The organism is Nocardioides coralli, assembly GCF_019880385.1.
GTDB lineage: Bacteria > Actinomycetota > Actinomycetes > Propionibacteriales > Nocardioidaceae > Nocardioides > Nocardioides coralli.
Genome location: NZ_CP082273.1, coordinates 73,998 through 100,003, shown reverse-complemented (window position 1 = coordinate 100,003; position 26,006 = coordinate 73,998). Strand labels below are relative to the sequence as shown.

23 protein-coding genes are annotated in these 26,006 nt (G+C 73.2%); 3 read left to right on the top strand and 20 right to left on the bottom strand.

Annotated features, from left to right (window positions below):
- The first annotated feature begins 40 nt into the window (after window positions 1-40).
- The gene (locus K6T13_RS00515; protein ID WP_249423865.1) at window positions 41-721 is read left to right on the top strand and encodes an EcsC family protein; all 681 of its coding nucleotides are present in this window, start codon (window positions 41-43) and stop codon (window positions 719-721) included.
- On the opposite strand, the gene K6T13_RS00510 is transcribed toward K6T13_RS00515, so the two are convergent.
- The 7 genes from K6T13_RS00510 to K6T13_RS00480 form a co-directional block, all read right to left on the bottom strand.
- Entirely contained in the window at window positions 682-1,893 is a 1,212-nt protein-coding gene (locus K6T13_RS00510; protein ID WP_222895870.1) for a hypothetical protein, read from the bottom strand. The two genes, K6T13_RS00515 and K6T13_RS00510, sit on opposite strands and share 40 nt — an antisense overlap.
- Window positions 1,890-2,987, bottom strand: a complete 1,098-nt coding sequence (locus K6T13_RS00505; RefSeq protein WP_222895868.1) for a hypothetical protein — start codon at window positions 2,985-2,987, stop codon at window positions 1,890-1,892. The genes K6T13_RS00510 and K6T13_RS00505 overlap by 4 nt, the downstream gene beginning before the upstream one ends.
- On the bottom strand, window positions 2,984-4,078 hold the full coding sequence (locus tag K6T13_RS00500) for a hypothetical protein (protein WP_222895865.1): 1,095 nt from the start codon (window positions 4,076-4,078) through the stop codon (window positions 2,984-2,986). The genes K6T13_RS00505 and K6T13_RS00500 overlap by 4 nt, the downstream gene beginning before the upstream one ends.
- Window positions 4,075-5,007 (bottom strand): hydroxymethylglutaryl-CoA lyase, encoded by a 933-nt coding sequence (locus K6T13_RS00495; protein ID WP_222895863.1) that lies wholly within the window; start codon window positions 5,005-5,007, stop codon window positions 4,075-4,077. The genes K6T13_RS00500 and K6T13_RS00495 overlap by 4 nt, the downstream gene beginning before the upstream one ends.
- Window positions 5,004-6,881, bottom strand: a complete 1,878-nt coding sequence (locus K6T13_RS00490; protein ID WP_222895861.1) for an acetyl/propionyl/methylcrotonyl-CoA carboxylase subunit alpha — start codon at window positions 6,879-6,881, stop codon at window positions 5,004-5,006. Before K6T13_RS00490 ends, K6T13_RS00495 begins: the two co-directional genes overlap by 4 nt.
- 86 nt (window positions 6,882-6,967) lie before the next feature.
- On the bottom strand, window positions 6,968-8,497 hold the full coding sequence (locus K6T13_RS00485; RefSeq protein ID WP_222898071.1) for a carboxyl transferase domain-containing protein: 1,530 nt from the start codon (window positions 8,495-8,497) through the stop codon (window positions 6,968-6,970).
- 76 nt (window positions 8,498-8,573) lie between these two features.
- The gene (locus tag K6T13_RS00480; protein WP_222895860.1) at window positions 8,574-9,257 is read right to left on the bottom strand and encodes a hypothetical protein; all 684 of its coding nucleotides are present in this window, start codon (window positions 9,255-9,257) and stop codon (window positions 8,574-8,576) included.
- A 140-nt stretch (window positions 9,258-9,397) separates the two neighbouring features.
- Between K6T13_RS00480 and K6T13_RS00475 the strand changes: the two genes are divergently transcribed.
- Entirely contained in the window at window positions 9,398-10,063 is a 666-nt protein-coding gene (locus K6T13_RS00475) for an HAD-IA family hydrolase (RefSeq protein WP_222895858.1), read from the top strand.
- Between the two features lie 25 nt (window positions 10,064-10,088).
- On the opposite strand, the gene K6T13_RS00470 is transcribed toward K6T13_RS00475, so the two are convergent.
- From K6T13_RS00470 to K6T13_RS00430, 9 genes are read right to left on the bottom strand one after another with little or no spacing between them, the layout of a single operon-like run.
- Window positions 10,089-10,979 carry an NAD-dependent epimerase/dehydratase family protein gene (locus K6T13_RS00470; protein ID WP_222895856.1) on the bottom strand — a complete coding sequence of 297 codons (891 nt, stop codon included), beginning with the start codon at window positions 10,977-10,979 and terminating at the stop codon, window positions 10,089-10,091.
- A gap of 51 nt (window positions 10,980-11,030) precedes the next feature.
- Window positions 11,031-12,233 carry a M15 family metallopeptidase gene (locus tag K6T13_RS00465; protein ID WP_222895854.1) on the bottom strand — a complete coding sequence of 401 codons (1,203 nt, stop codon included), beginning with the start codon at window positions 12,231-12,233 and terminating at the stop codon, window positions 11,031-11,033.
- Window positions 12,230-12,739 (bottom strand): hypothetical protein, encoded by a 510-nt coding sequence (locus K6T13_RS00460; RefSeq protein ID WP_222895852.1) that lies wholly within the window; start codon window positions 12,737-12,739, stop codon window positions 12,230-12,232. The genes K6T13_RS00465 and K6T13_RS00460 overlap by 4 nt, the downstream gene beginning before the upstream one ends.
- A gap of 24 nt (window positions 12,740-12,763) precedes the next feature.
- Window positions 12,764-13,471 (bottom strand): ABC transporter ATP-binding protein, encoded by a 708-nt coding sequence (locus K6T13_RS00455; protein ID WP_222895850.1) that lies wholly within the window; start codon window positions 13,469-13,471, stop codon window positions 12,764-12,766.
- Complete coding sequence (locus tag K6T13_RS00450) at window positions 13,472-14,275, bottom strand: ABC transporter ATP-binding protein (RefSeq protein WP_222898070.1); 804 nt, start codon at window positions 14,273-14,275, stop codon at window positions 13,472-13,474.
- Window positions 14,262-15,482 (bottom strand): branched-chain amino acid ABC transporter permease, encoded by a 1,221-nt coding sequence (locus K6T13_RS00445; protein ID WP_222895848.1) that lies wholly within the window; start codon window positions 15,480-15,482, stop codon window positions 14,262-14,264. Before K6T13_RS00445 ends, K6T13_RS00450 begins: the two co-directional genes overlap by 14 nt.
- On the bottom strand, window positions 15,479-16,387 hold the full coding sequence (locus K6T13_RS00440) for a branched-chain amino acid ABC transporter permease (RefSeq protein ID WP_222895846.1): 909 nt from the start codon (window positions 16,385-16,387) through the stop codon (window positions 15,479-15,481). Before K6T13_RS00440 ends, K6T13_RS00445 begins: the two co-directional genes overlap by 4 nt.
- 4 nt (window positions 16,388-16,391) lie before the next feature.
- Complete coding sequence (locus tag K6T13_RS00435; protein ID WP_222895844.1) at window positions 16,392-17,804, bottom strand: ABC transporter substrate-binding protein; 1,413 nt, start codon at window positions 17,802-17,804, stop codon at window positions 16,392-16,394.
- Entirely contained in the window at window positions 17,801-18,904 is a 1,104-nt protein-coding gene (locus K6T13_RS00430) for a hypothetical protein (RefSeq protein ID WP_222895842.1), read from the bottom strand. The genes K6T13_RS00435 and K6T13_RS00430 overlap by 4 nt, the downstream gene beginning before the upstream one ends.
- Before the next feature lie 120 nt (window positions 18,905-19,024).
- On the opposite strand from K6T13_RS00430, the gene K6T13_RS17360 reads away from it, so the two are divergent.
- A complete protein-coding gene (locus K6T13_RS17360) occupies window positions 19,025-19,930 on the top strand; it encodes a thioesterase family protein (protein WP_249423864.1) in 906 nt (301 codons plus the stop codon).
- A 36-nt stretch (window positions 19,931-19,966) separates the two neighbouring features.
- On the opposite strand, the gene K6T13_RS00415 is transcribed toward K6T13_RS17360, so the two are convergent.
- Genes K6T13_RS00415 through K6T13_RS17535 form a run of 4 tightly spaced genes read right to left on the bottom strand, consistent with a single transcriptional unit; the run spans window position 19,967 to window position 25,989 of the window.
- Complete coding sequence (locus K6T13_RS00415) at window positions 19,967-20,896, bottom strand: lysophospholipid acyltransferase family protein (RefSeq protein WP_249423863.1); 930 nt, start codon at window positions 20,894-20,896, stop codon at window positions 19,967-19,969.
- A gap of 4 nt (window positions 20,897-20,900) precedes the next feature.
- On the bottom strand, window positions 20,901-22,484 hold the full coding sequence (gene larAH / locus K6T13_RS00410) for an NPN-dependent hydroxyacid isomerase, LarAH14/15/16 family (RefSeq protein ID WP_222895838.1): 1,584 nt from the start codon (window positions 22,482-22,484) through the stop codon (window positions 20,901-20,903).
- Complete coding sequence (locus K6T13_RS00405; protein WP_222898068.1) at window positions 22,481-23,689, bottom strand: zinc-dependent alcohol dehydrogenase; 1,209 nt, start codon at window positions 23,687-23,689, stop codon at window positions 22,481-22,483. The genes larAH and K6T13_RS00405 overlap by 4 nt, the downstream gene beginning before the upstream one ends.
- A complete protein-coding gene (locus K6T13_RS17535) occupies window positions 23,689-25,989 on the bottom strand; it encodes an HAD-IB family hydrolase (protein ID WP_283247937.1) in 2,301 nt (766 codons plus the stop codon). Before K6T13_RS17535 ends, K6T13_RS00405 begins: the two co-directional genes overlap by 1 nt.
- Between the last annotated feature and the right edge of the window lie 17 nt (window positions 25,990-26,006).

The window sequence follows — 26,006 nt, the reverse complement described above, 5'->3', positions numbered from 1 at the left end:
TCAAGGACCTGCCCTACAGGCTCCGCCGTAGGATCTCCGCATGGGTGCGATGGGATCGATCTCCCGCCGGCTCGCCCCGCGGGTGACCGAGCTGGCTCCCGGGCTGACCACGACGTTCGTCCGCGAGGCGCTGAACCGCGCGATCGAGGGCGTCGGTCCGCTGCCGCCGGCCGCGCAGGCAGCCGACAAGCAGCTGGCCGAGCAGGACGGCAACGTGGAGCGCGCGGTCCACGAGGTGATCGAGAACCACGTCCGGCTGGCCGGTGCGCAGGGCTTCGTCACCAACCTCGGTGGCCTCGTGACCGCGGCGGTGACCATCCCCGCCAACATCAGCGGGCTCGCCCTCATCAGCTGCCGGATGATCGCGGGCATCGCGCACCTGCGCGGCTACGACCTCGCCGACCCCCGCACCCGCAACGCGATCCTGGTCTGCCTGCTCGGTGAGGACACGGTGACCGAGCTGGTGCGCAAGAAGCAGCTGCCGGCGCCTCCGATGGCCCTGGCCACCGCGCCGGCGCACGACGCGCAGCTCGACCGCATCGTCTCCACGGTGGTGACCTCCGACCTCGTCGCCAAGGTCGCCGGCAAGCGGCTGGCCACGACCCTGGGTCGGCGGGTGCCGGTGGTCGGCGGCCTCGTCGGCATGGGCGCCGACGGCTTCTCGACGTGGAAGGTCGGCCGCTACGCCGACCGCGAGCTCCTCCCCCGCACCGCGCGGTAGACGCGCAGCAACGTCCGCCCGACGCGTCCGCCCTGCAGTCGGCGTACTGTCTTCTCCCGCCACCGGTAGGTGGGTCTGAGGTAGGCACGCTCCAGCTCGGCGTGCGCGGCGTCGAGCGCGCCCCTCAGGTCGTGCTCGGCCCGCAGCAGCCGGGCGTTCTCCACCAGCAAGGCGGCGACGGCGTCGACACCCGCGTCGGCCACCAGCGCCTCGTCGGGCTGGTCGGGATCGGCCCACTCGACGACCGGCGGTGGACCGACCAGGTCGTCGAGGTCACCGACCACGTCGTACCCGCGCTCGCGGACCAGCCGGGTCCACTCCGCCTGCCGCTCGGCCACCCACGCGTGGTCGGCCGGGGGCAGCGTCAGCCGGGGCGAACCGGTGCGGTGGGAGAGGGTCTGGTGGGCCAGCAGCTCACGCACCAGGGGCCGGTACGCCGAGGGCGGGACGATCTTGTTGGCCTTGACGTTGATCCGGCGCACCAGCGTCGTCTCCGCGGCACCGAGCGAGGGGTTGGCCCGCTCCGCCTCCACGTCGAGCTCGAGGCCGCTGAGGCCGAAGGTGCTGCTGAAACGCTCCCAGAGCAGCTCGCGGCGTCCGCCGACCGGCGGCACGGTGACCAGGTGCACCCGCTCGGGCGGCAGGTCGCCGGCCCACCGGTCGAGGATGTTGGGGACCTCCTGCACGCCCCAGAACCAGGCGCCGATGGCGCTCTCCCGGGCCGGGTCGCGGATCTGCGCGAGGAACTGCGCGTAGGGCAGCTCGCGGCGGTGCTTGACGTTCTCCTGCCACTCGGCCGGGATCTGCCGGACCAGGTCGCGCACCGAGAGCACGACGTGGACCTCGGCCTCGGGGTGGCCGAGCGAGGCCAGCGCCCGCTTCGCCTGGTTGTGGGAGGCCGTGGCGAGGATCTCGTGGCTGATGATGGCGGTGCCGTCGAAGTCGCGGACGCGCTCCGCGAGCCGGTCCCACGCTCCGACCGCCTCGTCCTCCAGGCCACCCCACGGGAGCTGCATCAGGTCGAGGGCGGCGAGGAAGTGGGCGTCGAAGCGGTCGGCGGCATAGAGGATCCCCTGGTCCTTCAGCCTCTCCCGGTTGCGGAACAGCACGTCCTGGAGGTGGCTGGTGCCGGTCTTGGGGGTGCCGACGTGGAGCAGGACCCGGCGGCTCACGACTCCTCCTTCACGGGCTCGCGCAGCTCCTCGGACCTGAGCATCCGCAGCGCCAGCGCCAGCGACTCGGCGATGTCGGGCTCCTCGACGCCGGCGCGCTGGACGGGCAGCACCAGCGACGGGTCGCCGAGGACAGGGTAGCGACCGGCGCGGAGCTGGTCGTGGAGTCGCGCCGCCTCGTCGGCGACCCACGCCCGGTGCCGGTCGGGCACCAGCAGCGGGAGCCCCGGGGCGTCGGCGAGGGCCGGACGGAGCACGCCGGTGACCAGCCGGGCCCGGTCCTGCGGGCGGGCGAGCGGACGCAGCGCGCCGCTGATCCGGCGGCCGAGGTCGACGGCGGCGGCGGCCGGCTGGGTCACGGCCGGCCCGCGGCGTACGCCGAGCAGCCGGGCGGCCCGCGAGGGGTCCGTGACGACGGTGACCCGGCGCGACGTGATGCGGTCAGCGGCGACCCGGGCCAGCCGCGCCAGCTGCACCGATGAGGGCAGGGCACCGCGGCTCGCCCGCCGGTCGAGCCAGTCCGACCACGGCACGCTGCCGTGCCGGAAGCAGTGGGCTGTCCACACGTCGACGAGCATCCGGTCGGTGGCCGTGCCGAGGACGAGGACCGGTCCGACCCCACCCTCGGGCCGACCCCGCGCGGCGAGGTGGCGCCGCAGCGCGCCGACGTGCTCGGGGTCGCCGAGCAGCTCGTAGCGGATCCGCCAGGGCCGTCGCCACGACCGCGGCGGCGGCGGGGGCGTCCGGGTGACCAGGTCCCCGGCGAGCAGCACCCCGGCGAGCCGGGCCAGCTCGACGTCGCCGAGCGTGGCCGGGTCGACGGGCCGCGGGCCGTGACCGAGGTCAGGGTGACCGTCGAGGAGCGGGAGCGCGGGACGGCTGCGGCGGGGCGGGTCGGCGGCCAGCACCCGGTCGACCAGCGCCGAGGACGGGCGTCCGCCGTCGTTGAGGCGGCGCAACAGCTCGAGCTGCTGGGCACCGGGGACGACCTCGCCGCCCGGGTCGGCGGTGCCGGACCAGGCGGCCCACGGGGTGGTGCCGCCGTCGCGCAGGTGGGCGACCCAGCCCCACGCCCGGGCGGTGCCGTCGATCACCGTGGCCGCAGCCGATCGGCGTTCCTGCGCAGCTTGCCCGTGAGGTGCCGCTCCGGGTCGGGTCGGGAGGCGGCCTCGGCGGTCATCGCCGCGAGCGCGTCCATGGCGACCGCCAGCCGCTTGCGGGGCTTGACCCCGTCGGGGTCGTGCCACTTCTCGTCCTCGGCGGGCCACGTGGGTCGCAGATCTTCGACGTCGCCGACGACGTGGATCCCGGACTGCTCGACCCACTCCAGCCAGCGGCCGGTCCGCTCCTCGACCCAGTCGCGGTCGCCCGGGGGCAACGTGATCCGACGCGAGTCGCGGCCGACCAGCTCCTGCTCGGCGAGCATCTCGCGGATCAGGGCGTCGTACGGGGCCTCGCGGCGGGTCTGGCGGTCCAGCCGCTTGTTGAGGCCGCGCAGCACCGAGACCTCGGCCACCCCGAGGGACTCGTTGGCGCGGTGGCTCTGCTCGGGGGCCCAGGCGGGGTCGATGCCGGTGGCCTCGCAGAAGCGGTCCCACAGCGGGTCCTCCCCGGCCGCGGCACGCCGCTGGGGAACGGTCACGAGGTGGATGTTCTCCGGCGGCACGTGGGTCCCCCAGGTGCCGAGCACGGAGGGGATCTCGAAGGCCCGGGAGAACCAGGTGCGGCCCTGGCGCGCCTTCTGGAGGAAGCGCGCGAAGCGCCACTTCCGGCCCTGCTTGATGCTCTCCTGCCAGGCGGCCGGCAGCTGCCGGGCCAGGTCGCGGGCGGTGTAGACGACGTGCACGTCCGATCCTTGGAGGTCGGTCATCGCCCGGGCGACGGCGTCGGGACGGGCGGGCGCCAGGATCTCGTGGCTGACGATCACGCTGCCGCTGCGCCGCCGGATCCGGCGTACGAGCGCCTCCCAGTTGCCCTCCGCGTGGCCACGGGGCCCGCCCCAGTCCTGGCCGAGCAGGTCGAGCGCTGCCCGGAACTGGAAGAGCCCGGGGCTCACCATCGGCGAGCGCGTCGGGAAGTGGACGTCGTGGTCGGCCAGGCTCGTCGCGTTGAGCGTGAGGCGGTCCTGCAGGTAGGTGGTGCCGGTCTTGGGAGCTCCGATGTGGAGGTAGACCGTGCGTGTCATGCCGGAGATTGTGCCAGCGCGCGCACGACCGCGGACGGGCTGGGCCGTCCGAGGACCCCCGCCATCCAGGTCGAGGTCTCGACGGCGGCCGCCAGGTCGACGCCGTGCTCGATGCCGAGCCCGTCGAGCATCCACACCAGGTCCTCCGTGGCGAGGTTGCCGGTGGCGCTGTGGGCGTAGGGGCAGCCACCGAGGCCGCCGGCGCTGGCGTCGAAGGTCGTCACTCCGCTCTGCAACGCCGCGTGGGCGTTGGCCAGCGCCTGCCCGTAGGTGTCGTGGAAGTGCATGGCCAGCTGGTCGACCGACATGCCCGCCTCGACGTACGCCGCCAGCAGGGCGGTCACGTGGCCGGCCGTGCCGGTGCCGATGGTGTCGCCGAGGCTGAGCTGGCTGGCACCCAGGTCGAAGAGACGCTTGCCGACCTGCACCACCTGCTCGACCGGCACCGGACCCTCCCAGGGGTCGCCGAAGCACATCGAGACATAGGCACGGACGTCCATCCCCGCGTCGCGGGCCCGCCGCACCGTCGGCTCGAACATCGTGAACTGCTCGTCGAGGCTGCGGTTGAGGTTGCGCTGCGCGAAGGACTCGGTGGCCGAGCCGAAGATCGCCACGTGCCGCAGGCCGAGCTCGAGGGCGCGGTCGAGGCCGCGTTCGTTGGGGACCAGCACGGGCAGGTCGCGACCCTCCTCGCCGAGGAGGCCCATCAGCTCGGCGGCGTCCGCGAGCTGCGGGACCCACTTCGGGTGGACGAAGCTCGTGGCCTCGACCACCGGCAGTCCGGCCGCCAGCAGCCGCCGGATGAACTCCGCCTTGGCCTCGACCGGCACCAGGCCGCTCTCGTTCTGCAGGCCGTCACGGGGGCCGACCTCGTAGATCCTCACCCGGTCCGGCAGCCCCGGCGCCGGCTGCACCATCGGCAGGCTCATGTCTCCTCCACCACGAAGAGGGTCGCGCCCAGCGCCACGCCGGCCCCTGCGGTGGCCCCCACCTCGGTGACGGTGCCCGCGAAGGGCGCCTTGAGGGCGAGCTCCATCTTCATCGCCTCCATGGTGCCCAGCACCTGCCCCTCGGCGACGGTGTCGCCGACGGAGACGCGCACGTCGATCACCGTGCCGGGCATCGGCGCCGTGAGGGTGCCGTCGCCGTCGACGACGGCGTGGGTCGGGTCGGGCTCCTCGAGCACGAACCGCTGGCCGTGGACGACGACCTCGGTCCCGTGGCGCTGCCGCAGCACGTAGCCGTCACTGCCGCCGAAGGCGACGTGCTGGAGCCCCTCGCCCGACCGCGGGCTGGCGAACCACCCGCCACGCGGGGTCAGGTCCCGGCCGTGCTCGAACAGTGGTCCGCGAGGACCGCCCATGCGGAACCCGTCGGGCTGGAAGGGCTCGCGCGGGGTGCTGTCGAGGGCGAGTCGCAGCACGACGCCGGCCAGGGCCCGGGCGTGGTCGTCCGCGGGCGCCGGGACCTCGTGCCGGTCGAGCCAGGCGGTGTCGATGCTGGCGTCGCGGAACTCGTCGCCCGCGACGAGGGCGCGCAGGAAGCCGGTGTTGGTGGTGAGCCCGAGGATCGCGGTGTGGTCGAGCGCGTCGACGAGGCCGCGCCGCGCGGTCTCGCGGTCGGCCGCGTGCACGATCACTTTGCCGAGCATCGGGTCGAAGCCGGTGGAGACGACCTGCCCGTCCTCCAGAGCGTGGTCGACGCGGACGGTCGTCTCCGCCGAGGCGTAGCGACGCCTGGCCGGGGCGCCGTCGTCGGCGAGCTCGACGTGGGCCGACTCCGGCCAGCGGACGTGGGTGGCCGTCCCCGCCTGCGGCAGGAAACCCGCGAAGGAGTCCTCGGCGTAGACCCGGGCCTCGATGGCGTGGCCCTCGCAGCGGACGTCGTCCTGGGTGATCCCGAGGGGCTCGCCGTCGGCGACGCGAAGCTGGAGCTCGACCAGGTCGAGGCCGGTCACCATCTCGGTGACGGGGTGCTCGACCTGGAGCCGGGTGTTCATCTCCAGGAAGTAGAACTCCCCGGTCTCGTCGTCGAGCAGGAACTCGACGGTGCCGGCGTTGACGTAGCCGACGTGGCGGGCGAGGTCGACCGCCGCGGTGGTGATCGCGGAGCGCTGCTCGTCGGTCAGCGTGGGGGCCGGGGCCTCCTCGAGCACCTTCTGGTGGCGGCGCTGGGTCGAGCAGTCGCGCTCGTGGAGGTGGAGCACGGTGCCGTGGCCGTCGCCGATGACCTGCACCTCGATGTGCCGGCCGCGCTCGACGTACTTCTCCACGAGCATCGTGTCGTCGCCGAACGCCGCGAGCGCCTCGCGCTTGGCGGCCGCGACCGCCTCGGCCATCTCGGCCTCGGAGCGGACGATCCGCATGCCCTTGCCGCCGCCGCCGGCCGCGGCCTTGACCAGCACGGGGTACGGCGCGTCGTCGCCGGTCGGCACCACCGGGACGCCGGCGGCGACGGCGAGCTCGCGGGCGGCGTCCTTGCGGCCCATCTGCTCCATCACCCGCGCGCTCGGTCCCACGAGCGCGATGCCGGCAGCCTCGAGCGCCTCGGCGAAGACCGCCCGCTCGGAGAGGAAGCCGTAGCCGGGGTGGACGGCGTCGGCACCGCTGTCGACAGCCGCGGCCACCACGGCCTCGACGTCGAGGTAGCTCGGGACGCGTACCGCCTCGCTGGCCTCGTGCACGTGCGGCGCCCGCTCGTCGAGGTCGGTGTGGACCGCGACGGTGCGGATGCCCAGGCGGTGGGCGGTGCGCATCACGCGCAGCGCGATCTCGCCACGGTTGGCGATCAGGAGTGTCTTCATGGGTGAGCCCTTCGAGGCATCGGGGCCCCCGTGGCGTTGTTCGCGGAGGAGCGAAGCGGGGGAGCGAAGAACGTCATGGGGTGAGTTCACATCCGGAAGATGCCGTAGGAGGGATCGGGCACCGGCGCGTGCGCGGCGGCGGCGAGGCCCATCCCGAGGACCCGTCGGGTGTCGGCCGGGTCGATGATGCCGTCGTCCCACAGGCGCGCGGAGGCGTAGTAGGGCGAGCCCTGCGTCTCGTACTGCTCCCGGATCGGCGCCTTGAACTCGTCGTCGTCGTCGCGGCCGGCGACGGTGGCGAGCACGTTGGCGGCCTGCTCGCCACCCATCACCGAGATCCGGGCGTTGGGCCACATCCAGAGGAACCGCGGGTCGTAGGCGCGCCCGCACATGCCGTAGTTGCCGGCACCGAACGAGCCGCCGATGACGACGGTGAACTTGGGCACCACGCTGCAGGCCACCGCGGTGACCAGCTTGGCGCCGTCACGGGCGATGCCGCGGTTCTCGTACTCCTTGCCGACCATGAAGCCGGTGATGTTCTGGAGGAACACGAGCGGGGTGCCCCGCTGGTTGCAGAGCTGGATGAAGTGGGCCCCCTTGAGGGCCGACTCGCTGAAGAGGATGCCGTTGTTGGCGACGATCCCGACCTCGTGGCCCCAGATCCGCGCGAAGCCGCAGACCAGGGTGTCGCCGTAGAGCTGCTTGAACTCGTGGAAGCGGCTGGCGTCCACGATCCGGCGGATCACCTCGCGGACGTCGTACGGCGTCCGGGTGTCGGTCGGGACCACGTCGTAGAGCCCTGCCGGGTCCTCGACCGGCTCCTCGGGAGCAGCCGGGGTGCGGCCGCCGTGGGCCGCCTCGGGCAGGGTGCCGACGATCGACCGGACGATGGCCAGCGCGTGGTCGTCGTCCTGAGCCAGGTGGTCGACCACACCGGAGGTGCGCGCGTGCACGTCGCCACCGCCGAGCTCCTCGGCCGTGACCTCCTCGCCGGTGGCGGCCTTCACCAGGGGCGGGCCGCCCAGGAAGATCGTGCCCTGCTCCTTGACGATGACCGTCTCGTCGGACATCGCCGGCACGTAGGCGCCGCCCGCGGTGCAGGACCCCATGACGCTGGCGATCTGGGGGATGCCGCGGCCGGAGAGGTTGGCCTGGTTGAAGAAGATCCGGCCGAAGTGCTCCCGGTCGGGGAAGACCTCGTCCTGCATCGGCAGGAACGCGCCGCCCGAGTCGACGAGGTAGAGGCAGGGCAGGTGGTTGTCGGAGGCGACGGTCTGCGCCCGCAGGTGCTTCTTGACCGTCATCGGATAGTAGGTGCCGCCCTTGACGGTGGCGTCGTTGGCGACGACCACGCACTCCCGGCCGGCCACACGGCCGATGCCGGTGACGACGCCGGCGCTCGGGACGGCGTACGCGTCGTCGTCACTCTTGCCGTACATGCCGTACGCCGCCAGCGGGCTGAGCTCCAGGAACGGGCTGCCGGGGTCGAGCAGCCGGTCCACCCGGTCGCGCACCAGCAGCTTGCCGCGGTCGGTGTGCTTGCGGCGGGCGCTCTCCGAGCCGCCCTGCCGCGCCCTCGCCAGCCGCTCCCTCAGCTCCTCGACGAGCTCCTTCATCTCGGCCACCCGCACAGGTTAGCGATCGTTAACCGGGACCGTCCAGCGGTGGGCGCTTGCTCCTTGTAACGCGCAGTTACCGGCGCTGGTGCGCCGTTCCAGCAGCGCGGGAGTGCGGGTAACTGCGCGTTACATGGTTCGAGCCCCCGGAAGCAGCGACGGGAGTGCCCCTACGCTGCCCCGGGTGAGCCCGCGACCCACCGGTGACGACGCCCTGGCCGCCGACCCCTTCGCGTGGCAGGTCACCAAGGCGGGCGCGGTCCTGGTGTCGCGGGGTGGGCGGCCGGTCGCGACCGTCGGCGGGAGGGCGGCGGCGAGGCTCGCCGCCCAGCTGGCCGAGGCCGACCCGGATCGCGCGCAGCAGCTCCTCGCCCGCGCGACGGGCAACTACCGCCGCGGCAACGAACGGCGCTGAGCCGACCCGGCGCGTCAGCGCCCCGGTCCCTTCGCGCGTCCCCGCGCGGTCGGCGCCGCGGTGCCGGTCGTGCCGGCCCCTCCCCCGGACGGCGTACCGGACGTACCAGACCAGCATCAGCGCCGAGGAGACGACGTAGAAGCCGTGCAGGACCCAGATCGGACCTGGTGGCAGGTGGAGGACGTAGACCGAGTGCACGGCGTTGCCGACGTTGGCCAGCCCGATGTTGCCCGGGCTGTAGGAGTCCAGGTCGCGGGTCGCGCGGGCCTTGCGGAGCATCGGCAGTGCGGCCGCCGCGAAGATCACCGTCGAGGTGATCCCCGCGAGGACGGCGACGCTGGCCATGCCTCGACGCTAGGTCGCGCTCCGGCGCCGCCGCTTCCCCCGGATCACCCACCTCGTCGCGGCCCCGCATGGGTGGTCCTGCGGACCCGCCACGGGTGATGCTGGGGCGAGGACACCCACGATGGAGGGAGTGGTTCACCGTGACCGGACGTGTCGAGGCCGTGGCCTTCGACGTCCTGGAGACCCTGCTCGACCTCGAGCCCCTCGAGGCCCGGCTCGAGGAGGTCGGACAACCGGCTCAGGTGCTCGGGCCGTTCTTCATGCGCTTCCAGCGCGACGCCATGGCCCTGACGCTCGCCGGCGACGTCGCCGACTTCACCGCGACCGCGCGTCAGGCGCTGCGTACGGAGACACGCCAGTCGATGACGGACGAGGCCGTCGCCCATGTCGTGGAGGGGTTCGGCAACGTCCCCGCGTTCACCGACGCGGCACCGGCGCTGGAACGTCTCTCGGAGGCCGGCGTGACCATCGGCTGCCTGACCGTCGGCGATCCCGCCTACACCCGTTCCTTCCTGGACGGGGCCGGCCTGGGCGCCTACGTCGACCACGTCGTGACCTGCGACGTCGTGGGGGTGTGGAAGCCCGCCCCGGCGGTCTACCACCACACCGCCGCGGCCCTCGCGAGCCCGATCGAGCGGATGGCGCTCGTCGCGGTGCACGCGTGGGACTGCCACGGCGCCAAGCGGGCCGGCGCCCTGGCCGGGTGGTGCTCACGCCTGGAGGGCGAGCCGGGCGACGTGTTCCTCCCTGCGGACGTCCACGGTGACGACCTCGTCGAGGTCGTGGAGGGCCTGCTGGCGCTCTGACCCGGGCCGCCCGGACCCCCCGGGGTCATCCCGCGGACAGCACCTCGCGCCACGAGTGCTCGGGAGTCCATCCGAGCAACTCGCGTGCCTTGTCGACGGCGTAGAAGGTCTCGTCGCGCCCCATCTCCCGGCGCTGCTCCACGCCCTCGTAGAAGCGCTCGCGGACCTCCTGCGCCGTCACCGCGACCGACAGGTCGGCGTTGGCGACGTTGAACACCTCGTACCCCAGCCCGTCGACCGCGAGGCAGCGCTCCACCATCCGGCCGAGGTCCCGCACGTCGATGTAGGCGAAGAGGTTGCGCCGGCGCAGGGCCGGGTCGGCCAGGTAGGCCGGGAAGAGCTCGGCGTACTCGTGGGGCTCGATGACGTTGTTGATGCGCAGCCCGTAGACGTCGAGGCCGGAGCGGGCCTGGAAGGACCTGGCCGTGACCTCCCCCGCCACCTTCGACATCGCGTAGGAGTCCTCGGGGACCGTCGGGTGCTCCTCGTCGACGGGCACGTAGTCGGGCCGCCGCTCGCCCTGGGCGAAGCAGATCCCGTAGGTGGTCTCGGAGGAGGCGAAGACGACCTTGCGCACCCCGAGCCGGGTCGCGGCCTCGAGCACGTGGTAGGTGCTCAGCACGTTGGTGGCGTAGGTCGTCGTGTCGGGTGCGAGCAGGATGCGCGGCACGGCGGCGAAGTGGACGACCGCGTCGTAGGACGGCTTCTCGGGCAGGTCGAGCTCGTCCATCGTCGCCAGCCCCGCCAGCGCCGACCAGGTCTCGCCGGCGTCGGTGAGGTCGACCCGGAGGTCGGTCACGGCCGGGTGGCCCAGGGGGACGAGGTCGGCGTTGGTGACCTGGTGGCCGAGCCCGGCGAGGTAGGGCGCCACGTGCCGCCCGGCCTTGCCGCTGCCGCCGGTGAAGAGGATGCGCATGGCCCCAGCCAACCACCCGGTGCGCAACGCCGGCCGGGACCGGCCCCGGCCTCAGGGGCCGGCAGGCGTCGAGACGAGCCGGGCGAGCTCGAAGTGCATCGGGTCGGGCACCCGCCAGCGGCCGCCCCAAGCGAAGCCCCAGCGGTCGAACACCTCCACCACGCGCGGGTCGATGGTGCCGACGGTGCCGACCTGGTTGCCCGAGACGTTGAGGTCGACCGCGATCCCCCAGGTGTGCAGCGACAGCCCCCGGGACGGGTCGCGCTCGATGAAGCGCGGCGCGTAGCAGCCGCCGAAGTCCGCCGGGTCGATGGTCCTCGCCAAACCGCGCACCTGGAGCTCTGCAAGGGCTCCGCGCAGCTGGGGCAGCATGACGCGGTGGCAGGTGACGGTCCCGAGGATGGGCACCTCACCGGTGACGAGGTGCGCGCGGACCCAGGCAGGGTCCGGCGCCACGGTGCCGTCGGCGAACCACCGGTAGGAGAACGATCCCACCGCGTCCGCGACCCCGCCGCCGACCAGCGTGGCCGCGAGGAGCCCGTCGCTCGGGTCGCCGGTCACGTCGGTCACGCTCGTCCCACGACCGAGCCGGCGCCGTACGTCGCGGAGCGCTGCTGCGGCATCCGCGTCCGGCCGCAACGTCGCGACGACGGCGTTGGCGCGCGGCAGGCCCAGCTGCCGGCCACGGGGACGGTTCACCACCAGGTCGATCCCCGGGACCGTCGAGGCGAAGGCACCGAGGCGCAGTGACCCGCCGGTCCCGGTCTGCACCGTGCCGCCCAGGTCCAGCCCGAGGCCCTCGGCCATGCCATGGGCCACGGCGGCGTCCCCCCTGGCCACAGCGTCCCAGATCTCCTGTGCCGTGGCGGTGCCGGCCGGCGCCAGCCGACGGTACGACGCCGGGCGGACCGCCGCCGCCGTGACGGTACGTCCCATCAGCTGCAGGGAGGCCAGGCCGACGGGTTCGACAGTCGCGACCCCGCTCGTGCGACGCACCGACCGCGCGAGGCGGGGCACCGCGTCGCGGCGCGCCACCACGAGCAGGGCGGGCTCGTGCACCGGCGCCCGCAACCGGCCCGGACCGGCGACGGCGTAGGAGTCGCGGGCACTGGCCACGGCGCCCGGCGTCGGGTCGGTACCACCCCGGGCCCCGAGCGCCGTCACCGTCAGCATCACACCGACCACGAGGGCGAGCGCCGCCCAGCCGAGCGCGGGGGCCGGGTCGACCGACGCCAGCCGGCGGCGCAACGTCACGCGTAGGCCGGCGGCGCCATCGCCGGCGGCCGGCAGACGCGGCAGGGCTCGATGCCCCGCGCGAGCGCGTCGTCGAGGCCGAGCAGGTGGGCCTCGTCGCGTGCGGCGGGCAGGGAGCACTCGAGGCGGTGGTAGGACGTGGGCCCGGCGAGGACCATGGACCCGTCGGCGACCGAGGCCGGCCGCCGCGCGGCCTGACCACCGCCGCCGCTGTGCTCGACCGCCGTGATCAGCCGGTCCAGCTTCGCCTCGAGCCGGGCCCGGTCCTCACGCGCGTTCTGCACGACCAGCATGGCGCCGCCGATGACCACGATCGCGAGCCCCGCCATGCCGCCCGAGATCAGGAACGGGAACTGGGCCATGATCACGTTCTTGCTGGCGGCGCCGTTCCAGCCGAGGAAGAGCGCGACGAAACCGATCACGCACAGCAGGACGCCGAGCTGGCCTCCCAGCTTGCCGAAGTTGCTGAACCGGCCGGTCGGGCCCGTGGTGTTGTTGGTGCTCATCGTCCTTCTCCTGTCCGTCCCACCTCACACACCGAGGTAGGCCTCCCTGAGGTTCACCTGCTGCACCTCGTCGCCCACCGCGACGCGGGAGATGGTGCCCTTCTCCATGATCAGCGCGCGGTCCGCGAACGGCAGCGCGCCGGCATTCTGCTCCACCATCAGCACGGTGGTGCCCTCCCGGGCGATCCGGGAGGTGGCCTCCCAGACCGTGCGGGCCAGCGTGGGGCTGAGCCCGAGGGAGGCCTCGTCGATCATCAGCAACCGGGGGCGGGACATCAGCGCCCGCCCGACCGCCAGCATCTGCTGCTCGCCACCCGAGAGGGTGCCGGCGAGCTGGTCCTCGCGCTCCTCCAGGCGCGGGAAGTGGTCGAGCACGAGCCGCAGCTGCGCGCGCACGGCACGGTGGCTGCGTCGTCGGCTCCAGGCACCGAGCCTGAGGTTCTGCGCCACCGTGAGCCGGGGGAACACCCGGCGGCCCTCGGGGCACAGCGAGATGCCGGCCTTGACGCGGGCCGAGGGTGAGGACCGGCCGAGCGGCTTCCCGTCGAAGACGATGCGGCCCGATGTCGGGCGGAGCAGCCCGGCCACGCTGGTGACGGTGGTGGTCTTGCCGGCCCCGTTGAGGCCGAGCAGCACACACACCTCACCCTCCTCGACCGCGACGTCGATGCCGTGGAGGACCGGGAACCGGCCGTAGCCCACGACGAGGTCCTGGATCTGGAGGATCGCCACTCAGACCAGCTCCTCGGTCGGGTGGTGGTCGGTGGGCACGTCAGCGTCGTCGCCGAGGTAGGCGCGGACGACCTCCGGATGGCTCCGCACGGCCTGCGGGGACCCCTCGGCGAGCACCTCGCCGAAGTTGAGGCAGTAGACGTAGTCGGACACGCGGGTCACCAGTGGCACGTGGTGGTCGATCATCACGATCGTCAACCCGAACTCACGCCGCATCTCCAGCAGCGTGTCGCCGAGGACGTGCGCCTCCTCCGGACCCATGCCCGAGCCGGGCTCGTCGAGGAGGAGCAGGTCGGGGTCGGTGGCGAGCACCGCCGCGATCTCGACCCGCTTGAGCACACCGTAGGGCAGGTCGGCCACCCGGGCATCGGTGACCGCCCGCAGGTCCATCAGCTCCAGGATCTGGTGACCGCGGTCGGAGAGCCGGCGCTCCTCGGCGAACGTGGCCGGCAGCCCGAGCATGCCGCCGAGGGCGCCGTAGTCGACCTCGAGGTGCTGGGCGGTCAACAGGTTCTCGAGGACCGTGGCGTTCTTGACCAGGCCGACGTTCTGGAACGTGCGACCGATCCCCAGCGCCGTGCGCCGGTGCACCGGCAACCGGGAGATCTCCTGCCCGCGGTAGCGGATGCTGCCCACAGTCGGCTCGTAGAACCCGGTGATGCAGTTGAAGAGCGTGGTCTTCCCGGCGCCGTTGGGGCCGATGATCCCGACGATCTCCCACTCGCCGGCGCGCATCCGCACGTGTTGCAGCGCCTTGATGCCACCGAAGTGGATGGACAGGTCGTCGATCTCAAGCACGGACATCGCTCACCTCGACCTCCTCGACCTTCCCCGCGTGGGGGTCGAACCGCCGCCCGAGCAGCCACTCGCGGACCGGGGCGATCTGCTGGCCGATGCCGCCGGGATAGAGGGTGATCGTGAGCAGCAGCAGGATCGGCCCGACCACGAGCGCGACGAACTCCTGCGGCAGCCCGATGGTGCCCTCGATGAAGCCGGTGAGGCTGAACCCGACCAGGCCGAGCGGCTGGTCGAGCAGGTCCAGCAGCTTGCCGCTGCCGAGCAGGGCGAAGAACGCCGCCCCGATCACGACGCCGGACCGGCTGCGGAGCCCGCCGACCACGGTCATGAGCACGAAGAGCAGGGCCAGCCGGAAGTCGAACTTGCTGCCGACGATGACCTCCTCGTGGTGGGCGAGCAGCGCCCCGGCGATGCCGGCGAACAGGCCCGACGTGGCGAAGGCCAGCAGGATGTAGGCGTTGACGTCGATGCCGTAGGAGGAGGCGACCCGCGGGTTCTCCCGGAGGGCCTGGAGCGCCCGCCCCGCCTTGCTGCGGGTGAGCCGCCAGTCGAGGAAGAGCACCACGGCCAGGAAGCCGAGGCACAGGAAGTAGTAGCTCACCTCGCCGTGGAACCCGGTGGGGCGCGGCGCCTCCTTGCCGCCCTCGCCGCCGGTGAGCGCGGTGATCCCGAGCAGCGTCTCCTCGGCGAACTTGCCGTAGGCCAGCGTGACCAGGGCGAAGTAGAGGCCGGTGAGCCGCAGTGACACGGCCCCCAGCAGCCCTGCCTGCAGCGCGCCCATGCCGGCAGCGACCGCGAGGGCGAACCAGAAGCTGAGCTGCAGGTCGACCACGACGTACGCCGAGGTGAAGGCCCCCAGCCCCACGAAGGCCTGGTGGCCCAGGGAGATCTGCCCGGCGTACCCGAGCAGGATGTTGAGCGAGAGCGCGATGATCGCGAAGATCACCGCTTCCGTGGCCGCACCGACGTCGGCCACGCCCAGCTCGAACGGCGAGAGCACGCCCGCCGGGAAGGCCAGCACGAACCACAACAGCAGCGCCCACACCAGCCCTCGGGCGGCCCGGCCGGCCGGGCCGGGACGGAACGCACGGTGCGCCCCCTCCTCGACCGCGGGTTCGTCGTCGACCGCCGGCAGCTCCTCGGTCATCGGCTCGACCGGCTCGATCACCGTCGTCGCGTCGTCGCTCGCCGGCGGCCGCTCGAGGGTGCTCATGCCGCGACCGCCCGGCCGACGAAGATCCCGTGCGGGCGGACGAGCAGCACACCCAGCAGGAAGACGAACAGGATGGCCGCCCCGGCCCCGGGCACGGCCTCACCGAGCACGCTGAGGGTGCCCAGCTGCTCCACGCAGCCCACCACCAGGCCACCGGCGACGGCCCCCGGCATGCTGCGCATCCCCGCCAGCACCGCCGCCATGAAGCCCGGCAGCAGGGCGGCGTACGCGCCGAAGCTGAGGAAGGCGGCCGTGAAGGTGGTCATCGGGCCGGTGAGGATGCCGGCCAGCGCGCCGAGCGCCGCCGCGATGCCCCACGTCAGCATCGACACCCGCCGCACGCTGACCCCGATGAGCTCGGAGGCGACCGGCTCCTGCTGGGCCGCCTGGATCGCCAGGCCCGAGGGCGAGCGGAAGAAGAGCGCCAGGGCGACGGCGACCACCGCGAGCACACCCGCCGTGATCACCGACTGCACGGTGACCGGTGCCCCCCACGGCGTGACGTAGAAGCCGTCGTGGATCTTGCGGACCGTCATGATCAGCGTCTCGTTGTAGAGCCAGAACTGCAGCCCGATCGCCGCCAGCGCGACCCCCGCCGTGCCCACCAGCAGCGTGACCCGGGAGGCGTTGCGCAACGGGTGGATCACCAGCCGCTCCGTCAGCAGCCCCATCGCGATGCCGACCGCCATCCCGAAGGCGAAGCCGGACGGGTAGCCCCAGCCCCACAGCTCGATGGCGGTGTACGTCGCGAACAGCGCGGTCGTCCCGAACTCCGCCTGCGCGAAGTTGAAGACCCCGGACGCGCGGTAGACCAGCACGATGCCCAGCGCCACCAACGCGTAGACGCTGCCGCGCAGCACCCCCGCGGTGAGGGCGATCGCCAGCTCCTGGAGCAGCTCGCTCATCGGGTCAGGGCCGCTCGTTCTGCCGGACCGTGACGTACTGCCGCCGGCCGCAGTCGGCCTGGAGCAGGTGCATGGCGGTGCCGCCGAGCCGGCTGGTGAAGTTCATCGGGGGCAGCACGCCCGGCTGGAAGCTCTTCTTCTGGCCGATCGTCGACATGAAGCCCTCGCGCGACAGGTTCTTCCCGGCGGCCTGCAGGATCGAGCCGACCGCGCTCTCGATCGCATAGATCGCCGCCCCGATGTCGTCGGGTTGCGCTCCACCGTTCTTCTGCTGGTAGGCGCGGACGAACGTGGCGTTCTGGCGCATCACGTCCATGCCGGGGAACGTCGAGTAGAACATCGCTCCGTCGATGTTCGGGCAGCCCACCTCGGCGACCACGTTGAGGCCGTTGGTGAGACCGGGGCCGACGAAGGTCGTGGTGCAGGGCATCGCCTTGACGACGTTGAGCAGCGTGCTGGGGCTGGCGTTCCAGACCACGGCCTTGGCGCCGCTGTTGCAGATCCGGGTGCCGATGCTGACGGCCTCCCCCTGGGTGTTCTTCGGAACCCGCTCCTCGTACTCGAAGCTGCCGCCGGCCGCCTTGCGGACGGCGCCGACCGCCGCGGCGTGGTAGCCGTTGAGCGAGTCGTTGTCGGCGGTCAGCACGGCGACGGGCTGGCCCCGGAACTGCTTGGCGTAGAGGCGGGCCAGGAGCGGCACCTGCTGCTCGTAGGTCAGCGACACCGCGAAGTACGTCGGCAGGCTGCCGAGCGCGGCCTGGCCGGGCCGGGTCTCGTGGACGCCGGCCGAGACGTAGGGCACGCCGACGCTCGCGGCGTACCGGGCACACGCGTCGATCTGGTCCGAGCCGGCGCCGCCGATCAGCATGAAGACCTTCTGCTGCTCGGCCATCTCCTTGCACTTGGCCCGCGCGACGTCGGGCCGGAACTGGTCGTCCTCGAAGACGACCTGGACCTTGCGGCCGTGGAAGCCCCCGTTGCGGTTGACCATGTCGAAGTACACGCCGACCGCGCGCTGGAAGGACTGCTGTGGGATGGCAGCCGCTCCGGTCACGGGTGCGTGGACGCCGATCCGGATGGTGTCCGCGGTGATCCCGGTGGTGTCGCCACCACCGGCGGGCGCCCCCTCGGTGGGCACGCTGGCGTCGCCGCCGGATCCGGCAACGCCACCCGTGCCGCCGCCGGCCGACGCCCCGCCGGCTGCCCCACCGGCACCGGCACCGCCTCCCGCGGCAGCCCCCGCCCCGATCGGGTTGCCCTGGGCGTCCACCCCGCCGACGACGGTGCCGTCGGGCGCGACGGCGACCCCGGCCGGGTACATCTGCTCGACGCCGGCCTTCTGTCCGCAGCCTGCGGCAGTGAGCGCCAGGGTCGCAGCGAGGGCGACGGCACCGAGCCGCTTCCTGGGTGTCCTCACGAGCCGGACCTCCCCGCCAGCCGGGCGCCCGTCTCGCGCATCCGGTCGAGGGCGCGGCTGACGCCGCGGCGCTGGGAGACGCCGCTGGGCTGTGCGGCCGGGCCGTTGGCCAGCATCAGCAGGTAGGCCAGCGCGAGGCCCAGCACCAGCAGCAGGAGCCCCGAGCGTGGGATGCCGGAGTACCAGGGAAGCGGGGACGCGGCGGCGGGCGCGAGCTGCTGCTCCTCACCCGGTGCGGCGGCCTCGGGTGCCGGCTCAGGAGCCGGGCCGTCGACGGCGCCGGGCAGGCCACCCGCGTCGCTCACGGGTCCCGACCCGGCCGTGCCGCCACCCGCGTAGGTGTCACCGCTCCCGCCCCCGCCCGGGCTCGCCGGCGTGGCGTCGGGGGCCGGGGCAGCCGCCAACGGCGGCGACGTCCGCGCCAGGACACCGACTCCATCGGCCTGCACGCCGTCGAAGGCGACCTGGAAGGTCAGCGGCTCGCCGTTCGCCCCGGCCTGCTCGCCCACCAGCACCACGGCTGTCGAGTCGGTGTGACTCGACGAGAGCCACTGCGTGGCGAGGACGGTCAGGTCGAAGGTCCACACGCCGTTGTCGTCGCGGGTGCCCGGGACGGCCCCGAGGTCGCAGTCGAAGAGCGGGCGGTTGGCCCAGCGGCTGTTGTCGCGGCCGATCCACGACGACTCCGCCACCGGGCAGGCCGAGATCGCCGCCAGCTGGGCACTGACCTGCGCCCCCGGTTCGGTGGACTCGCGCAAGGACAGCTGGAGCGTGTCGACGACGCCCTCAGGCTCGCCGCGCAGCGAGAACTCGATCGCCGAGATCCGTTCGCGCTCGCCGTTGGCCACCGCGACGGGCAGCGTGCCCGCCGGGGCGGCGGGAGCCGGGACGTCGGGCGGGGCCAGCAGGCCCGTCTCGGGCGGCGGCTCGTTGACCCGCGACCACCAGCCGGTCTGCACGACCCCCGCACCGCGCATCTCTCCCGGTTCGGGCGCCTTCGCGGCGACGGCCGGGGTGCTGAGGCCCACCACGAGGGCGGGTCCGACGAGCAGGGCGATCCTGGGCAGGGCGCGGCTGGCGGCCTGGCGGACCTGGGGCATGGGCTACTCCTTGGTCATCCCTCCCGGAGCCCTAACGGGCATGTGTGACCGGGGTTACGCGCCAGTCACCACGAGGGTGCCGTGCCGGGTCACCGGAGCGGCGTCAGCCATGCTGGAGCCATGCGATTCAGCGAGCACGAGCTCACCGCGGCGCTGACCGGCGCCGCCAAGGGGGTCCTGGCAGCCCAGCGCAAGGACGTCCGTCGCGGCCGGGCCGACATCGACACCGTGTGGGAGGAGATGGACCGCTACCAGCGCTTCCAGCTCCTCGACGGGCTCGGCACCCAGCTGCTGCCGGTGCTGACGGCGCTGCCGGACGTCGAGGTCGCGCCCGGGACACGGCCCACCTTCACCGACGCCCAGGTGCGGGACACCGTCGAGGGTCTGGTGGACGACGGCCTGGCAAGGTCCGCCGGGCGGTCACGGTCAAGGCACGGACGGCACTGGTGCAGGCCGCCCTCGCCCACCTGCCGGTGCGCCAGGATCCCGACGGACTCACCGCCCCCGACCACCCGTAGGCTCGCGGCCGTGAGCGCACCGCACCCCACCTACGAGCAGCTCGTCGAGCTCCCGGCGTACGTCGAGCAGCCGGTCCCGATCGCCTTCGAGGACGCCAACGGCCACCTCAACGTCCGCCACTACACCGGCATCGCCAGCGAGGGGCTCGACGAGTCCCTGGTCGCCCAGGGGATCCCGCAGATGTGGCCGGCGCAGGGGCACGCCTGCTTCTCGGCGGAGCACCACCTCACCTACCTGTCCGAGATGCGCACGGGTGACCGGATGTCGGCGCGGGTGCGGCTGCTCGGCCGCTCGGAGCGGGCCGCGCACGCCCTGGTCTACCTGCTGGACGAGTCGCACCAGCGGCTCAGCTTCGTGATGGAGGAGATCTTCCTCCACATCGACATGGAGACGCGCCGCACCGCACCGTGGCCCGAGGACGTCGCCGCGGCCCTGGACGCGCAGATCGCCGAGGACGAGAAGCTCCCGTGGGAGCCCGACGTGTCCGGCTCCATGGGCCTGCGCTAGCGGCCCACCCCGCCACCCCGAAAAAGAGGGCCTGGCTCAGCGGCGCCAGGCGCGCGGCCGACGCCTGGTCTCGTCGCCGGTCGGCGACGCCGTCTGCTCCCAGACCCGACGCCACCGGGCGACCTGCGGGCCTCCGGGATCCGGGGTCTCCCCCTGGGCAGCGCGACGGCGCGCCTCCCACCACGTCGTGCGGTCCTCGTCGAGCAACGTCGCCACCGCCTGCCGGAGCCGCGGCGCGAAGTCGCGGGCGCTCTCGTCGGGACCGGCCACCAGCGGCTCGCCGAACCTGATCGTCAGCAGTCGCCGACCCGGGACCGGCCAGTTCCGGCCGCGGGGCATGGCGGCGTAGGTGCCGCGGTGGGCGATCGGCACCACCGGGACGCCGTGCTGAACCGCCAGCCAGGCCGCGCCCAGCTGGAAGCGCTGCATCCACCCGTCGGGTGAGCGGGTCCCCTCCGGGAAGATCACCAGGCTCCAGCCGTCGTCGAGGACGTCGCCGGGCGTGGTCGCCATCCGGCCCCCGCGACGGTCGATCGGGAAGGTGTTGAACACCATCGCCGAGCCCACTGCACGCCACCAGGTGTCGAAGAAGTAGTCCGCTGCGGCCGCCACCGCCGTGCGCCGTCGCCAGGCGTCGGGCAGGGAGAGCAGGATCAGCGGGGTGTCGAGGTGGGAGGCATGGTTGGCCACGAAGATGACCGGCCCCTCGACCCGGTCGAGCACGTCGAGCCCCTCGACCTGGGTCCGGACCTGGGAGCGCAGCAGCGGCTCGAGCCCCGCCTTCTGCACCACGTCGCGCACCGCGTTGGCGACCGGGGTCCGCGACCAGTCGGTCGGGAAGATGGTCTGCTCCGCCGGTGGGACGAACGGCTCGGCCGACCGCGGCACCATCGACCGGCGGCCCCAGCGCCACCCGCGCGCGACGGTACGGACGTCGTCGACCGTGTCCCGGATCAGGCTGCTCACGACCTCACGTCCTCACGTCGGCGAGCAGGTGGGGCGGGTTGTGCAGGTAGGTGATGGAGGGGCTGTCGCCGACGGTGTCGCGCGCCATCTCCAGGGCGTCGGGCAGGCTGCTGGCCGCGCGGAAGCCCAGCCGCCTGGCCACCTGCCGGTCGGCACCGACCCAGATCACGTCGCCGACGTGGTCCATGGCGTGCGCTGCCCAGTACCACATGTAGAAGGGGTGGACGCCGTGGTAGGCGTGCGAGGTGCGGTAGAGGTGGATGTACCAGGGGTCTGTGGCGAACTGCTGCTCGTACTTGGCCTCGACCACGGCCGGGTCCGTGGACTCGGCCAGCACCTCCTCGTAGAAGTCGACGTAGGAGGGGTGGTGGAGCACGTCGAAGTCGGCCTGCAGCGGGTGGTAGAGGATGACCGCCCCGCCGCGCCGCACCACGGGCGCGCCGCGGTAGGAGTTGAAGTAGTAGCCCAGCCCCATGCAGGTGGCGAGGATCGGGTTCATCACCGAGCTGACGTTGTAGGGACCGAGGTAGGGCACCCCCATCACCATCACGTCTGACTGCCCGTCGACCTCCACCAGCTGCTGGCGGTGGACCGCGGCGATGGTCCGCTCGTGGACGGCCTCGGTCTCGCCGGCGTTGATCCCGGTCAGGCCGTAGGGCGCCCGCAGGTCGTGGAACATCCGGTGGCGCAGCCGCTTGGGGGCGACGGCCAGGCCGCGGCGTACGGCGAGCAGGCTGGCCTGGTCGCGCACCGACCACTCCCACTCGCGCTTCATCAGGAAGTCGTAGGGGGGCGGGAAGACCTTGTTGTCGAGGGTGGTCTCGATCTGGAAGACGTTGAGGTGCTCGCGCAGCAACCGCCCCATCCGCCAGGCGGAGTGGTGGAGGTGGGACCGCTTGTGGTCCATGAAGGAGTGGGACCGCACCATCGTCTGGGCGTTGTGGTGGTGGCGCAGGGACTTGTACGACGCCAGCCCGATCGGCACCGACTTGTGGCCGCCGTCCATCGCGACGAGGTTGACGTTGACGTAGACCAGCAGGTCCGACTCGGCGGCCCGCTTGTTGATCTCGACGTCCTCGCCCTGGTCGGTGAGCCCGAGGTGGGCGAGGTTCGACCGGTCCTCGGCGTCGTGGTTGTAGAGGAGCCCCTGCGGGTGGAAGGAGCGGAAGACGCGCTCGCCGACGATGTGGCGGAGCTCCGCGTCCGTCATCCGGCGGTGGAGCGCGTTGGCCGCGATGAGCACCACGTCGTCGACGCCGGCGTCGGCGGCCATCTGCAGCACCGCCTCGATGATCCGCTGCCGGATGTCGGGCGCGCGCATCGGCGGCAGCGGCAACGACAGGTCGTCGAAGGCGATCGTCAGCCTCATGCCGGGCTTCAGCAGGGTCGGCAGCGGGTCGGCGTCCACCGGGTGGAGCAACGCGTCGCGGATCGCCTCGTCGACGTCGGGCACGGTCGGCAGCGACTCGGGCGGGTAGACCACGCGGGTGCCGAGCGGGAACCGCTCGAGGCGGAAGCCCTCGCCCTCGTGCACCACGAGCGGCGGGGTGCGGTCGTCGACCTCCAGCACGAATCCGGGTCGGCTCATCTGCGGCTCCTCGGGTCGAAGGTGACCTTGACGGTGCCCAGCCGGCCAGCGCCCTGCGCGTGGTCGAGGGCCTCGCGCCAGCGGTGTAAGGGGTAGGTGGCGATCCGGTCGGCGAGCTGCTGCACGGCCTCGGCGGCGACCAGCTCGGTGGCGAGGTCGAAGGCTCCTCGACCCCCCGCCGACCCGATTGGCTCGCGGCGGGCCGAGGCGTAGGAGCCCACGATCTCGAGCTCGCGGAACCAGGCAGCCGACAGGTCGGCCGGCGCCGGCATCCCGGAGAGCACCACCCGGCCACCGGGTCGGGTCGCGTGCATCGCCAGCTCGAGGGACGCCTTGCTGCCGACCGCGTCGATCGCGACGTCGATGCCGCCGAGCAGGTAGGGCGAGCCCATCACCGGCCGCAGCTGGAAGGCCCGGGTGGCGCGGCGGACCCGGCTCAGGGCCTCGCCCGGTGTCACGACGTCGGTGGCCCCCAGCAGCAGCGCGAGCTCACGCTGGTGGTCGTGCTTGGCCACCACGGTGATGGGTCCCGCGCTGGTCAGGCTGCGCACGGCGTACGTCGCCAGCAGCCCCACAGCGCCGGCACCACTGACCAGCACCCGGTCGTTGTCGCGGATCGCGGCGCGCAACGCCGTGTGGACCGCGCAGGCCATCGGCTCGATCCAGACCGCCTGCTCGTCGCTCATGCCGTCGGGGACGGGGTGCACCTGGCTGCGGTGCACCGCCAGCACCTCGCCCCAGCCGCCGCCGGTGTCGGAGCAGAAGCCGGTCTGCAGGCCGGGCGACACGTCGCCGACGGTGATGCGGTCACAGCGGTTGGTGGCCTCGTCGGCGCACCCGTCGCACGGCTCGACCCCCCGCGCAGCGCAGGACAGCACGGGGTCGATCACGACGCGGCTGCCCTTCGGCAGATCGCCGCAGTCGTCGAGGAGGTCGGCGACCACCTCGTGGCCGGGCACGAACGGGAAGGAGACGACAGGCGAGAAGTAGAGGCTGGTGCGGCCGGCGAGAGCACCGAGGTCGGAGCCGCAGATGCCCGACAGCCGGGTCCGTGCGCGCGCCCAGCCCTCCCGCGTCACCCGCGGCTCGTCGTGGCTGACCAGGCGCAGCGCGGCCAGGCCGGACAGCGCCCCGGGCAGCCGCGCCCCGACAGCGCGGCCGGCGATCTGCCGCGGCAGCGACCGGTACATCTCCAGCGCGATCATCACCGGCCACCACCCACCGGGTTGAGGCTGCGGGAGGCGGAGTCGGCGCTCTTCCAGTCGACGATCGGCCAGTGGTGCCGGCGGGCGTGACGGAACAGCGAGACGTCGGGAGAGACCGCGACCGGGTGGCCGACCGCCTGGAGCAGCGGCAGGTCGGAGTGGCTGTCGGCGTAGCCGAAGGAGGCGCCGATGTCGACGCCGTGGCGGTCCGCCCAGTGCCGCATCCACGCCGCCCGCGACTCCCCGGTCAGCGGCGACCGGGCCAGCGCGCCGGTGCACACGCCGCGGTCGTCGACGGCGAGCTCCGCGGCCTCGACGTGGTCGAAGAGCGGCGCGAGGGGCCGGGTGAGGGGCGCGATCGCCCCGGTGATCAGCACGGTGCGGTGACCCGCGGCCCGGTGCTCCCGCACCCGGCGCACCGCGGCAGGGGCCAGGCGGGCGAGCACGTGGTCGACGAGCACCTCGTCGGCGAGTGCCTCGAGGTCGGCGAGCCGGGCGCCGGCGTACTCCTTGTAGATGGCGCGCAGGAAGGTGCCGCGGTCGCGTCGCTCGGCGCGCACCAGGCCCGGCAGCCGGGAGGCGATCCGGCCGAGCTCGCCGGCCCGCTCCCCGACGGACATCTCACCGAGCCGCAGCCACAGATAGGTCTCGACGACGTTGGAGGACAGCAGGGTCCCGTCCATGTCGAAGAAGGCCGCCACCTCGCCGGCGTCGCCGGACTGCGCCCCCAGGGTGCGCATGGCCGGTGCGGAGCGCTTGCGGCCGCGCCGGGCCTCGTCCATGCGGCGGATCGGCTCGGTGACGGCCGGGCAGTGGACCTCCTTGAGGTAGTGGTCCCAGTCGATGACCGCGGTGTCGAAGCAGAAGGCGCGCTGGTCGTCGGTGCCGAGGCCCTCGAAGAGGGCCCGGGTGTGGCGGTCGTCGAAGCGGAGGTCCGCCTCGGCGTACTCGCGGTAGAGGTCGAGGTAGCGCCGCAGGAACTCCAGCCGGCGCTGCTGCCGGTCGAGGCGGCGGGCGAGGTCGCGGGTGCGGTCGGCGCGGGGAGCACGCGCGACGAGGTAGTCGGCGACCTTGTGGGCGCGCTCACTGGCCACCAGCAGCCGCTCGACCGAGGCGGCCCCGGGCAGCCGCCAGTCGGGGAGCCGGGCCGCGCCGCGGTCGCCGACGACGAACGGGTGGGCGTCGAAGTACTCGCGCACGCAGCGGTAGAGGCGCCCGAAGGTGAGCGGGTTGCGGGCACCCGAGCTGATGTGGAAGTACGCCGGCGCGCCCGCCTCGGGCGGCGCGGTCAGCACGGCGAGGATCGCCGCGACCACGTGGTCGACCGGGACGATGTCGACCACCGTGTCGGCCGCGGCCGGGAACTCCGGCAGCTCGCCGCGGCCGTAGGCCAGGATCAGCGGCTCGGCCATCTTGAAGCCCTCGATCCAGCCCGGGTGGGGCTGCTCGAGCGCCGACTCGATGATGCTGGGGCGGACGATCGAGACGGGGGCGTGGGCCGCGTGGGCCTCGGCGACCCGCTCCCCCAGCGCCTTGGTGAAGGTGTAGCAGTCGGTCCACCCGAGGCTGCGCGCGCGCTCGGTGCCGAGGCGGACCAGCTGGTCGCGCACCCAATCCTTGCGCCGCTGCTCGGTGTCGGCGGCCGAGGAGATCGGTCCGGCCCGGCCGTGCTCCCGCTCGGCACGTCGGCGCAGCTTCGCGAGCACCTCGCTGCTGCGGGAACGAGCCTCGGCCACCGCCCGCTGCGCCAGCCCCCAGCCGAGCTCGGTCTCCACGTCGACGTCGTGCTCGACCGGGCCCTCCACGACCGTGCCACGACGCCGGCCGGAGACGTAGGCGGTCGAGACGTGCACGTAGTGCACGTGGTCGCCGACCTCACGGACCCGCTGCAGCAACATCCGCGGTCCCTGCACGTTGACCTGGAAGCCCTCGTCGACCGGCGGGTCGAAGGAGACGTCGCCGGCGCAGTGGACGACCGCGTCGACGTCGGCAGGCAGCGGCGGCGGGTCGGCGAGGTCGCCCTCGACGACCCGTACCGGCCCGGCCAGCAGGGCGTCGACACCACCGGCACGCGCGACCGCGTCGGCGAAGATCGGCTTGCCCAGCAGGCTGCGGACGCGGTCCTCGGCGCTGGTGCTGCCGCGACGACGTACGAGCACGACCGCGGTGGTGGCGGGTGAGCGGTCGAGCATGAGGTGCAGTAGCGCCTCCCCGACGAAGCCGGTGACACCGGTCACCAGCACCGTCCGGCCGGCGAGTCGCTCGACCATCCCGGGCGTCACTCCCTGCTCACCGGCCACGCACGACAACCTAGGAA

Coding starts and splice junctions, on each gene's coding strand:
- K6T13_RS00430 (WP_222895842.1), bottom strand. CDS start 18,904: ATGCCCCAGGTCCGCCAGGCCGCCAGCCGCGCCCTGCCCAGGATCGCC.
- K6T13_RS00500 (WP_222895865.1), bottom strand. CDS start 4,078: ATGACACGCACGGTCTACCTCCACATCGGAGCTCCCAAGACCGGCACC.
- K6T13_RS00460 (WP_222895852.1), bottom strand. CDS start 12,739: ATGAGCACCAACAACACCACGGGCCCGACCGGCCGGTTCAGCAACTTC.
- larAH (WP_222895838.1), bottom strand. CDS start 22,484: ATGAGCCGACCCGGATTCGTGCTGGAGGTCGACGACCGCACCCCGCCG.
- K6T13_RS00495 (WP_222895863.1), bottom strand. CDS start 5,007: ATGAGCCTGCCGATGGTGCAGCCGGCGCCGGGGCTGCCGGACCGGGTG.
- K6T13_RS17360 (WP_249423864.1), top strand. CDS start 19,025: ATGCGATTCAGCGAGCACGAGCTCACCGCGGCGCTGACCGGCGCCGCC.
- K6T13_RS00405 (WP_222898068.1), bottom strand. CDS start 23,689: ATGATCGCGCTGGAGATGTACCGGTCGCTGCCGCGGCAGATCGCCGGC.
- K6T13_RS00485 (WP_222898071.1), bottom strand. CDS start 8,497: ATGAAGGAGCTCGTCGAGGAGCTGAGGGAGCGGCTGGCGAGGGCGCGG.
- K6T13_RS00445 (WP_222895848.1), bottom strand. CDS start 15,482: ATGAGCACCCTCGAGCGGCCGCCGGCGAGCGACGACGCGACGACGGTG.
- K6T13_RS00490 (WP_222895861.1), bottom strand. CDS start 6,881: ATGAAGACACTCCTGATCGCCAACCGTGGCGAGATCGCGCTGCGCGTG.
- K6T13_RS00480 (WP_222895860.1), bottom strand. CDS start 9,257: ATGGCCAGCGTCGCCGTCCTCGCGGGGATCACCTCGACGGTGATCTTC.
- K6T13_RS00450 (WP_222898070.1), bottom strand. CDS start 14,275: ATGTCCGTGCTTGAGATCGACGACCTGTCCATCCACTTCGGTGGCATC.
- K6T13_RS00470 (WP_222895856.1), bottom strand. CDS start 10,979: ATGCGCATCCTCTTCACCGGCGGCAGCGGCAAGGCCGGGCGGCACGTG.
- K6T13_RS00440 (WP_222895846.1), bottom strand. CDS start 16,387: ATGAGCGAGCTGCTCCAGGAGCTGGCGATCGCCCTCACCGCGGGGGTG.
- K6T13_RS00515 (WP_249423865.1), top strand. CDS start 41: ATGGGTGCGATGGGATCGATCTCCCGCCGGCTCGCCCCGCGGGTGACC.